This is a genomic window from Cupriavidus cauae (genome assembly GCF_008632125.1).
GTDB classification, from domain to species: Bacteria; Pseudomonadota; Gammaproteobacteria; order Burkholderiales; family Burkholderiaceae; genus Cupriavidus; species Cupriavidus cauae.
The window spans coordinates 176,623-186,789 of sequence record NZ_VWRN01000025.1; the positions used below are offsets into that span (position 1 = coordinate 176,623).

6 protein-coding genes are annotated in these 10,167 nt (G+C 70.0%); 4 read left to right on the top strand and 2 right to left on the bottom strand.

Features of this window, described 5'->3' with window-relative positions:
• Positions 1–143: 143 nt before the first annotated feature.
• From F1599_RS08870 to F1599_RS08885, 4 genes are all read left to right on the top strand, one after another.
• Positions 144–2,285, top strand: coding sequence for an alpha/beta hydrolase domain-containing protein (locus tag F1599_RS08870; protein WP_150082804.1), 2,142 nt, complete (start codon positions 144–146; stop codon positions 2,283–2,285).
• A gap of 32 nt (positions 2,286–2,317) precedes the next feature.
• Positions 2,318–3,973: a tannase/feruloyl esterase family alpha/beta hydrolase gene (locus F1599_RS08875; protein WP_150082792.1), complete on the top strand. Its 1,656-nt coding sequence runs from the start codon at positions 2,318–2,320 to the stop codon at positions 3,971–3,973.
• Between the two features lie 175 nt (positions 3,974–4,148).
• A complete protein-coding gene (locus F1599_RS08880) occupies positions 4,149–4,478 on the top strand; it encodes a four-helix bundle copper-binding protein (RefSeq protein ID WP_150082793.1) in 330 nt (109 codons plus the stop codon).
• A gap of 190 nt (positions 4,479–4,668) precedes the next feature.
• Complete coding sequence (locus F1599_RS08885) at positions 4,669–6,858, top strand: TonB-dependent receptor family protein (RefSeq protein ID WP_150082794.1); 2,190 nt, start codon at positions 4,669–4,671, stop codon at positions 6,856–6,858.
• A 99-nt stretch (positions 6,859–6,957) separates the two neighbouring features.
• Here F1599_RS08885 and F1599_RS08890 read toward each other — a convergent pair whose 3' ends face one another.
• Together F1599_RS08890 and F1599_RS25800 are read right to left on the bottom strand one after the other, a co-directional pair.
• A complete protein-coding gene (locus F1599_RS08890) occupies positions 6,958–8,280 on the bottom strand; it encodes an MFS family transporter (protein WP_149317186.1) in 1,323 nt (440 codons plus the stop codon).
• A 371-nt stretch (positions 8,281–8,651) separates the two neighbouring features.
• Positions 8,652–10,167, bottom strand: a 1,516-nt coding sequence (locus F1599_RS25800) for an SbcC/MukB-like Walker B domain-containing protein (RefSeq protein ID WP_317845736.1), incomplete at its 5' end; no start/stop codon positions are given.

Here is a 10,167-nt window from a genome sequence, read left to right on the forward strand (position 1 = left end):
TTTCTCCTGAATCAATTCGCTTCCTAGACTTGGCGCCAACGCTCCGTCAGTGGGCGTGAAGACAAGCGACCCGAAGAAGAACCACCAGGGCAGGAGAAGACATGGAGATCAGGCACGCTCGCCGCGTCGGCACGGCGCGGGCGATGGGATGGCGATTGGCTGCGGTGACCGCGGTCGCCGCGGCAACGCTGCTGGCCGGTTGCGGCGGCGACGACGATGGCGGTCCGTCGACCGGCGGTCCGCCCGGAGGCGGCGGGCAGGCGGCGACCCCGGCGATCACGCTGACGATTTCCGCGCGCGAGGACTTTCCCGGCAGCTTCGGCAGCGTCGGCGCCTACGAGAAGCTGACCGGCTCGCTGCACGGCGAGGTCGATCCGAAGGACCCGCGCAACGCGGTAATCCAGGACCTTGAGCTCGCGCCGGTCAATGCGCGCGGCATGGTCGAGTACACCACCGAGTTCGTGATGCTCAAGCCGAAGGACATCGGCAAGGCCGGCGGCGTGCTGCGCTATGACGCCCCCAATCGCGGCAATATCCTGACCATGCCGAACCCGGCCGCGGTGCCGGGCGATGCGGTCTATTTCGAGCGCGGCTATGTGTTCCTGTACGCGGCGTGGCAGGGCGACGTGCCCAAGAGCTCGCCGGCGCGGCTGACGCTGAGCGTGCCGGTGGCGCGCAACAAGGACGGCAGCAGCATCACCGGCCCGTACGCGGCGGAGCTGGTGCCAAGCGCCGCGACCTCGACCATGAGCCTGCCCGGCGGCGTGTTCAACGGCTCGATGATTCCCTATGCGCCGGCCAGCCTCGACAACACCCAGCCCGGCTACACGCTGACGCGCCGCGTCAACGAGACCGATCCACGCGTGCCGATCGCGCCGTCGGAATGGAAGTTCGCCGACTGCGGCCCCGGCGGCGCGCCGTTTCCCGGCAAGCCCGACGGCAGCAAGGTCTGCCTGAAGGACGGCTTCCAGCCAGGCTATCTGTACGAGATCACCTACGTGGCCAAGGATCCGAAGGTGATGGGCGTGGGCCTGGCGGCGCTGCGCGACACGGTGACCTTCTTCCGCCATCGCAGCGCCGACGCGGCCGGCACGCCCAATCCGATCGCCGGCGCGATCCGCTACGCGATCGGGCAGGGCACCTCGCAGTCGGGCAATGCGATGAAGACCTTCCTGCATCTGGGCTTCAACGCGGCGCTGGACGGCGGCAAGGTGTTCGACGGCATCTTCGCGCATGTGGCCGCGCGCCAGACCAATATCAACACGCGCTTCGCGGTGCCGGGCGGCGGCGGTGGCCTGCGCACCGACCATCGCGCCTTCGGCCAGACCGCGCCGCGCGGGCTGGCGGCCGACTACGAGGACGCGGTCGCGGGCCGCACCGGCGGCGTGATGAAGCGCTGCAGCGAGACGCGCACCTGCCCGCGCTTCTTCCTCGGCCTGTCGGGCACCGAGTTCTGGCAGCTGCAGGGCTCGCCGGTGCTGACCGACGCCTACGGTTTCACCGACCTGAAGCAGCCGGACAATGCGCGCATCTACTACTACGCCAGTACGCAGCACGGCGGCCGCTCCGCGCAGATCAACTACAACCCCGCGCAGACGGTCTATCCGGCCGGCTCGATGATCGACTTCGCCGATACCTTCCGCGCGCTGTTCATCGCGCTGGAGGACTGGGTCGCGCGCGACATCGCGCCGCCGGACAGCCAGGTGCCGCGCATCGCCGACGGCACGCTGGTGCGGCCCGACCAGTTGCAGGTGCCGGTGATCAAGGGTGTCAGTTTCGCCGGCCCGAGCGGAACGGTGCCGATCCCCGACTTCCAGTACCTCGGCCGCTACAACGGCTTCCCGCTGCTCGACTACGGCCCGCAGTACCGGCCGCAGGACGAGTCCGGCATTGCGACCGTGGTGCCGCCCGCCTATCTGGGCCGCGACTACGCGATCCTGGTGCCGCAGCTCGATCCCACCACCGGCCTGGCGAAGGCGGGCATCCGCGCGCTCGACGTGCAGGCGCCGGTCGGCACCAGCCTCGAGTTCAACTACGTGGCCACGCCCGGCATCGTCGATCTCGTCAATCTGGGCGGCAGCTACATCCCCTTTCACAAGACCGAGGCCGCGCGCACCGCGGCCGGCGACCAGCGGCCCTCGCTGGAGGCGCTGTATGGCGACCAGGCCGGCTATCTGGCGAAGCTGCGCACGGCCGCCGACGCGCTGGTGTCGCAGCGCTTCCTGCTGCCCGCCGACGCACAGCGCGCGATCGCGCGCGCCCAGGCCAATCCGGTGCTGCCGTGAAGCGGCACCGGCGCAACGGAAGGAGAGACATCATGACCAAGCCAGGACCCTGGCGTGTCCATGCGGCCGCGCTGGCCGCGGCAGCCGCGGCGGCCGTGACGCTGGTCGCCTGCGGCGGGGGCGACGATCCGCCGCCTGAGCCGCCTGAGCCGCCGCAGGCCGGCAATCCGCAGCCCAGATCGTGCGCGCAGATGGCGGCAGCGGTGCTCGACGGCGCCGCCGTGCAGTCGGCCACCGAGATCGCCGCCGGCAGCTTCTCGCCCAATGCCGGCACCACGCTGACCGTGCCCGCCTTCTGCCGCGTGCAGGCGGTGGCGCGGCCCAGCAGCGATTCCGAGATCCGCTTCGAAGTGTGGATTCCGGCCGCCGCGCAATGGAACGGCAAGCTGCTGGTGACCGGCAATGGCGGCTACAGCCCGGCGCTGGGCTACCGCGCGATGGCGATGGGGCTCGCGCGCGGCTACGCCACCGTCGGCGGCGATACCGGCCATCAGTCGGCCAATCCGAACGACATGCTGTTCGGCGTCAACCATCCGGAGAAGATCGTCGACTGGGGCACGCGCTCGATCCATGCCATCACGGTGCCGAGCAAACGGCTGGTCGCCGACATGCACGCGCGCGACATCGAGCGCGCGTACTTCTACGGCTGCTCGACCGGCGGCCACCAGGGCTATGCCCAGGCGCAGCGCTATCCGGACGATTTCGACGGCATCATCGCCGGCGCGCCGGGCAACAACCGGGTGCGGCTCAATGCCGGCTTCCTGTGGCAATTCCTCGCCAACCACCGTCCCAACGACAATCTGTCGCCAATCATCCCGGCGGCCAAGCTGACGATGGTGACGCGCGCCGCGGTGGCGGCCTGCGATGCCGACGATGGCGTCACCGACGGCGTGGTCGACGATCCGCGCCAATGCGGCTTCGATCCGGCAACGCTGCAATGCAGCGGCGCCGACGCGGACAATTGCCTGACCGCCGAACAGGTGTCGGCGCTGAAGGCCATGTACGCAGGGCCGCGCAATCCGCGCACCGGGGAGCAGGTCTATCCCGGCTGGCCAAAGACCAGCGAGGCGCTGTTCACGGTGGCCGGCGCACCGGTAGGCTGGAACACCTACTGGGGCACGACCGAGCCCACGCGCGCCGATTTCTGGCGCTACTGGGTCTTCGACAATCCGCAATGGAACTGGTGGACCTTCGATTTCGATCGCGACCTGGCCTATGCCGACGCCAAGGTCGGCACGATGGTCGATCAGACCAACGCCGATCTGTCGGCCTTCAAGGCCGGCGGCGGCAAGCTGCTGGTCTACAACGGCTGGCAGGACCCGGTGGTCAACGCGGTCGATACCATCGCCTACTACGATCGCGTCAAGGCGGCGCAAGGCTCGCAAGCCGCCACCGACGCGTTCTTCCGGCTCTTCATGGTGCCCGGCATGGGGCACTGCTCGGGCGGGCCGGGTACCACGCAGTTCGGCAACGGCGATACGCCGGCGCCGGTGGTCGATGCGCAGCATGACATCCTGGAGGCGCTCGATGCCTGGGTCACGCGCGGGACGGCGCCGGAGCGCATCGTCGCTTCCGCGGTCAGCGGCGGCGCGGTGACGCGCACCCGGCCCCTGTGCCCGTATCCGCGCAAGGCGGTCTATCAGGGCAGCGGCAGCACCGACGATGCGGCCAATTTCACGTGCCGCTAGCGGGCAGCGTCCGCTGGAAGGGAGGCAGAAGTTGCAAGGCATGTAAGACCGTTCCGGGCCGGGACAAGGCACGGATCGCGACCGGCGGGGTCGACAACGCCCCGCCGCCGTGGTCCGCGCCTTGCTGCATGTCGGCTGGCGCCGATCCGGCGTCGACCGACCGAGGAGGGATGTCATGCCTCACGAGCAATATCAAGCCTGTATCGATGCCTGCACGCGCTGCGCGCAGGCCTGCCGTCACTGTGCGGCGTCCTGCCTGCAGGAACACGATGTGCAGAAGATGACCGACTGCATCCGGCTGGACCTGGACTGTGCCGGCATTTGCGAACTTTCGGTGGCCTATATGTCGCGCGGCAGCGAGCATTCGCGCCAGCTATGTACGCTGTGCGCGCAGATCTGCGAGGGCTGCGCCGAGGAGTGCGCGCGCCATCAGGCCCAGCATTGCCAGCAATGCGCACAGGCCTGCCGCGATTGCGCGCAGGCGTGCCGGCAGATGGCGGCGTGACGGCGGCTTGCCGTTTGCGGTTTGCGGGGCTGCGGGACCTTGCAGGGCCGGCGGAACCTGCCGCCAGGGAGTGGAGCGATGGCCGATGTCACCCATGATGCGGCACTGTGTCACATAGTGCACCGGCGCGTGGCGGTATATCGTCGCGCACCGGTTTCGCGTCCGCGACTCGCCATTCCGTCAGAACCTCATGCCCCGCGCCGCTCCGCCTTGCCCTGGACCGACCTCGCGCTACCGCGCATCCCATGCCGTTTCCGCGGCGCTGACGGCAGCGTCGCTGGCGTGGACATTCCCGCTGCTGGCGCAGACGGCCGACCGGGCCACTGACGGTCCCGCCGACAGCGCCCCCGGCGGCGCCACTGACGGAGCGCCCGACGGCACCGTCACGCTGCCCACCGCGACCGTCACGGCGGCCGCTCCCGGCTCGCCGACGGTGCCGGCGGTGGTCCGGCAGCGCGCCACGCTGTTCGGCACCGTCGGCTCGGTCGGCTTCGTCGATGCGCAGTCCCATGCGGACAGCTATGCCAGCAATGTGCGCGATGTCCTGAAGGACACGCCGGGCGTCTACGTGCAGGAGCGCTATGGCCAGGAGCTGCGGCTGTCGATTCGCGGCTCCGGCATCGCGCGCGGCTATCACGTCCGCGGCATCGACGTGCTGCAGGACGGCGTGCCGACCAACTTCGCCGACGGCAGCGGCGACTTCTATCAGATCGATCCGCTCGCGCTGCAGGCCACCGAGGTGTACAAGGGCGGCAACGGCCTGGCCTATGGCAGCACCACGCTGGGCGGCGCGATCAATTTCACCACGCCCACCGCGCTGACCGCGCCGGCGCCGAACCAGCTGCGGCTCGAGGGCGGCAGCTTCGGCACCGCCCGCGCCAGCGCGCAGGTGTCGCGCCAGTTTGGCGCCTTCGATTTCCTCGCCAACCTGAGCGTCAATCGCGCCGACGGCTATCGCGAGCACCAGCGCGGCCAGTACCAGCAGTTCAATGCCAACTTCGGCTATCGCCTCAGCCCGGATGTCGAGACGCGCTTCTATCTCGGCGTCTATGTGGTCGACCAGGACCTGCCGGGCACGCTGTCGCTGGCCGACGCCCTGAACCAGCCTCGCCGCGCCTCGGCCGGCGCGCTGGCGCTCGATCAGGCCCGCGACACGCGCACGGAGCGCCTGGCCAACGTGACGACCATCCGGCTGGGGGAAGGGCAGCAGCTGGACCTGCGCAGCTGGGTGATCCACAAGGACCTGCATCACCCGATCTTCCAGGTGATCGACCAGGACAGCTGGACCTATGGCTTCGCGCCGCGCTATACCGGGCGCGGCAGCGTCGGCGGCATGCGCAACGAGCTGATCGTCGGCGGCCGTTTCTTCGGCGGCACCGGCGATTCCCGCCACTACCTGAACCAGGGCGGAAGCCGGGGCGCGCAGACGCTGAACGCACGCCAGCAGGCGGCCAACTACGAGGCGTATCTGGAAAACCGGCTCTATCTGCTGCCCACGGTGGCGCTGATGGCCGGGGCCAAGGCTTATCGCGCCGAGCGGCGCTATACCGACCACGGTGGCCTGGCGGCCAATCCGGTGGCCAAGTCCGACCGCGATACCTTCAGCGGCATCAACCCCAAGATCGGCGTGCTGTGGGAACCGGCCCCCGAGGTGCAGGCCTTCGTCGATATCACGCGCAGCGCCGACGTGCCGGACTTTTCGGATCTGCTGCAGACCATCGGCAGCGCCCAGCGCTTCGTGCCGCTGGCGGTGCAGCGCGGCTGGACGCTGGAGATCGGCACGCGTGGGCGGCGCGAGCGCTTCGGCTGGGATGTCGCCGCCTACCGCTCGCTGGTGCGCGACCAGATGCTGCAGTTCGCCACCGGCCCCGACATCCCGGCCTCGACGTTCAACGCGGGCCGCACCACGCTGCAGGGCGTGGAGCTGGGCGTCGATGCCGATCTGCTGCGCGGCGTGCTGACCCCGGGCGATCGCCTCAACGTGGCGCAGCTATGGAACTACAGCGATTTCCGCTTCCACAACGACCGGCGCTACGGCAACAACCGCATCGCCGGCGTGCCTGAGCATGTCCTGCGTACCACGCTGACCTACGGCGTGGGCGAGCGCTGGCGCATTGCCGGCACGCTCGACTGGGTGCCCAGCGGCGCCTGGGTCGACTATGCCAATACGATGCGCGCGCCGGGCTACGCGCTGTTCGGCCTGCACGCGTCCTACCGCTTCGGCGGCGGCGTGACGCTGTTCGTCGATGCCCGCAATCTGGGCGACAAGCGCTATGTCAGCGACTTCGGCACGGTGGCCGACGCGCGCAGCGCGAACACCGCGGTGTTCTACCCGGGCAGCGGGCGGGCCATCTACGCCGGGCTGCAATATCGCTTCTGAAGCGGCGGCGCGCAGCCAGCGCGACGCCGTTCCCGCGGGGCACGCCAGCGGCCCGGCAGGCCGCGGGGTCGCCGCCGTGCCGCCGGGGCGACGGCCTGCTCAGTGTTCGTGATGCAGGTACTTGGCCTGGCGCGGCAGCCGCAGGCTGACCAGGAAGGCCACCACCATCATCGCGGTCACGTACCAGTAGAAGGCGGACTCGTGGCCGACCGACTTCAGGCCGAGCGCGACGTATTCCGCCGAGCCGCCGAAGATGGCGTTGGCGATCGCATAGGCCAGGCCGACGCCCAGCGCGCGCACTTCGGGCGGGAACATCTCGGCCTTGACGATGCCGCTGATCGACGTATAGAGGCTGACCACCGCCATCGACAGCGTGATCAGCACGAAGGCGACCGCCGGATTGGTGATGGTATGCAGAGCGGTCAGCACCGGCACCGTGATCAGCGCGCCGAGCGCGCCGAACAGCATCATGTTGGTACGCCGGCCGATGCGGTCCGACAGCGCGCCGAACACGGGCTGCATGCACATGTAGACGAACAGCGCGCCCGTCATCACGTAGCTGGCGGTCTTGATCGGCATGCCGGCGGTGTTCACCAGGTACTTCTGCATGTAGGTGGTGAACGTATAGAAGATCAGCGAGCCGCCGGCGGTGTAGCCAAGCACGGTGAAGAAGGCCGCCTTGTGGTCGCGCAGCAGCGCGACCACGCTGCCGGCGTCCTTGGTGTTGCGCGTGTCGGCGCTGGACGTTTCATGCAGCGTACGGCGCAGCAGCAGCGCCACCACCGCGGTGATCGCGCCGATCACGAAGGGAATGCGCCAGGCCCAGGTCCTGAGCTCCTGCTCGGTGTACAGCTGCTGCAGCACGACGACCACCAGCACCGCCAGCAACTGGCCGCCGATCAGCGTCACGTACTGGAACGACGAGAAGAAGCCGCGCCGGCCCTTGAGCGCGACCTCGCTCATGTAGGTGGCGGTGGTGCCGTATTCCCCGCCGACCGACAGGCCCTGCAGCAGGCGCGCCAGCAGCAGCAGGGCGGGCGCCCACATGCCGATGCTGTCGTAGGTCGGCAGGCAGGCGATCATCAGCGAGCCGGTGCACATCATCACCACCGAGATCAGCAGCGAACTCTTGCGCCCGTGGCGGTCGGCGATGCGGCCGAACACCCAGCCGCCGATCGGCCGCATCAGAAAGCCCGCGGCGAATACGCCTGCGGTATTGAGCAGCTGCACGGTGGGATCGGACTGCGGGAAGAAGGAGTGCGCGAAATAGATCGCGCAGAACGCGTAGATATAGAAGTCGAACCATTCGACGAGATTGCCGGACGACGCGGCGACGATCGCGAACACGCGGCGGCGGCTGTCATGTTCCCGGTCATGGTCCGTCTTGCCGGCCGGAATGGTGGTGCTGGTCAGTTCTGTCATGGGAGATCGCTGAGTAGGACGCCGGCGCTCAGGCGTGGACACGCGTGCGCCGGCGTCGGGCGAAGCGTGCGGCGGGGCACCGCCGCTGCAACAGAGGCCGCCCGCGGCCAGGGAGCTGGCGGGCGGACGGCAGGGCGGTATAAGGGTAACCCCTAGGGCGTGATCCTGCACGGCACGGCGGTGCGGCCGTCGGAAAGGGGCGATGGCGAGCCCAGGCATGGCGCGGGATGGCGCGCGATTGTTCGGGATCGCGAACACAGTGTCTGGTGGAGCGTCTGCGCAAGGGCGGGCGCCGGCCCTCTCCCCCGGCCTTCTCCCGCGCGCGGGAGAGGGCCGGGGGAGAGGGTAAAGGGCAGGGCCCCGCTACACCGCTACGAGCCCACCATGACCCGGCTCTGTCCGCCCGAGAGCCTGCGCACCTCGATGCGCGTGCCGATGCGCTCGGTCATCTCGTGCACGTGCGAGATCACGCCGACCTTGCGGCCCTGGGCCTGCAGGCTGTCGAGCGCGTCCATGGCGACGCGCAGCGTGTCCGCGTCGAGGCTGCCGAAGCCCTCGTCGATGAACAGCGATTCGACCCGCACGCGATGCGAGGACAGCGATGCCAGCCCCAGCGCGAGCGCGAGCGACACCAGGAACGACTCGCCGCCGGACAGCGAATGCACCGAGCGGGCCTCGTCGGCCATGTCCTGGTCGATCACCAGCAGCGCCAGGCTCTGGCGCACGCGTTCGAGCCGGTAGCGGCGCGACAGCGTGGCCAGGTGCCGGTTGGCGTAGCCGAGCAGGATGTCCAGCGTCATCTGCTGGGCATGGTTGCGGAATTTCTTGCCGTCGGCCGAGCCGATCAGTTCGTTGAGCACCTGCCAGGTGTGCGCGGCGGCCTGCTGCCGGTCGATGCGCGCGATCAGGTCGCTGGCCTGCGCGCGCCGCTCGTCGTCGCGGCGCAGCGTGAAATCGGCCTCGGCCAGCGCCTGCTTGGCGCGTTCGAGTTCGGCGCGGGCCGCCGTCAGCGCGGCCTGGACGGTGGCCGCGTCGCCTTCGCCCAGCCGGCGTGCCAGATGGCGTTCGCGTTCGGCGCGGCGCGTCTGCACCACGGCGCGGGCTTCATCGACCTCGCGTTGCAGCGCGTGCAGCGCCTCTTCCTCGCGCGCCAGCCAGTCGGCATCGAGCGCCAGCAGCGCGCGCAGGGCGGCTTCGTCGAACGGCGCGGTCGCGGCGGGGCCGATGTGTCGGACGTCTGCGTCGAGGCCGTCATGCCCGTCGTGTCCGTCGCGTCCATCGCGCCTGTCGCGGCTGTCGTGCCCGTCGTGCCCATCGTGTCCGACGTGCCCGTCGCCCCAGGCCTGCAACCACGCATCGAGCCGCGTCGCGGCGTCGCGCGCCTGCTGCTCCAGCGCCTGGGCTTGGGCCTGCGCCTGTTCGGCGCGCGCGGTCTGCCGCGCCAGCTGCTCGCTGGCAGCCTGGCTCGCCCGCTGCGCCGCGTCGACGCGCGCCGTGGCCTCCGCCCCGGCTTGCGCCAGACGGGCGGCGATGGCCTCGACCGCCAGGCCCGCATCGGGCGTGCCGGCAAACAGCGCATCGCGGCGGGCGCTTTGCTCGGACAGGCGCGCGTCGGCGAACGCCAGCGACTCGGCGGCCTTGCGATGCGCTTCGACGGCATGCTCGTGCGCCTGCGTGGCGGCGGCCAGTGCGCCATCGAGCTGCACGATGCGCTGGCGCTGCGCGTCGCGTTGGACGCGGTGCCGCGTCCATGCGCCGGCGTCAGCCTCGCAGCGCGCACGGAATGCCGCCGGATCGTCGTGCCACTGCCGGCGCCAGTCGAGGCCCGCGGCGCGCTCCAGCGCGCCCGCGTCCAGTTCGCGCAGGGCCTGGTCGCGCTGCGCCGCC

Coding starts and splice junctions, on each gene's coding strand:
- F1599_RS08870 (WP_150082804.1), top strand. CDS start 144: ATGGGATGGCGATTGGCTGCGGTGACCGCGGTCGCCGCGGCAACGCTG.
- F1599_RS08875 (WP_150082792.1), top strand. CDS start 2,318: ATGACCAAGCCAGGACCCTGGCGTGTCCATGCGGCCGCGCTGGCCGCG.
- F1599_RS08880 (WP_150082793.1), top strand. CDS start 4,149: ATGCCTCACGAGCAATATCAAGCCTGTATCGATGCCTGCACGCGCTGC.
- F1599_RS08885 (WP_150082794.1), top strand. CDS start 4,669: ATGCCCCGCGCCGCTCCGCCTTGCCCTGGACCGACCTCGCGCTACCGC.
- F1599_RS08890 (WP_149317186.1), bottom strand. CDS start 8,280: ATGACAGAACTGACCAGCACCACCATTCCGGCCGGCAAGACGGACCAT.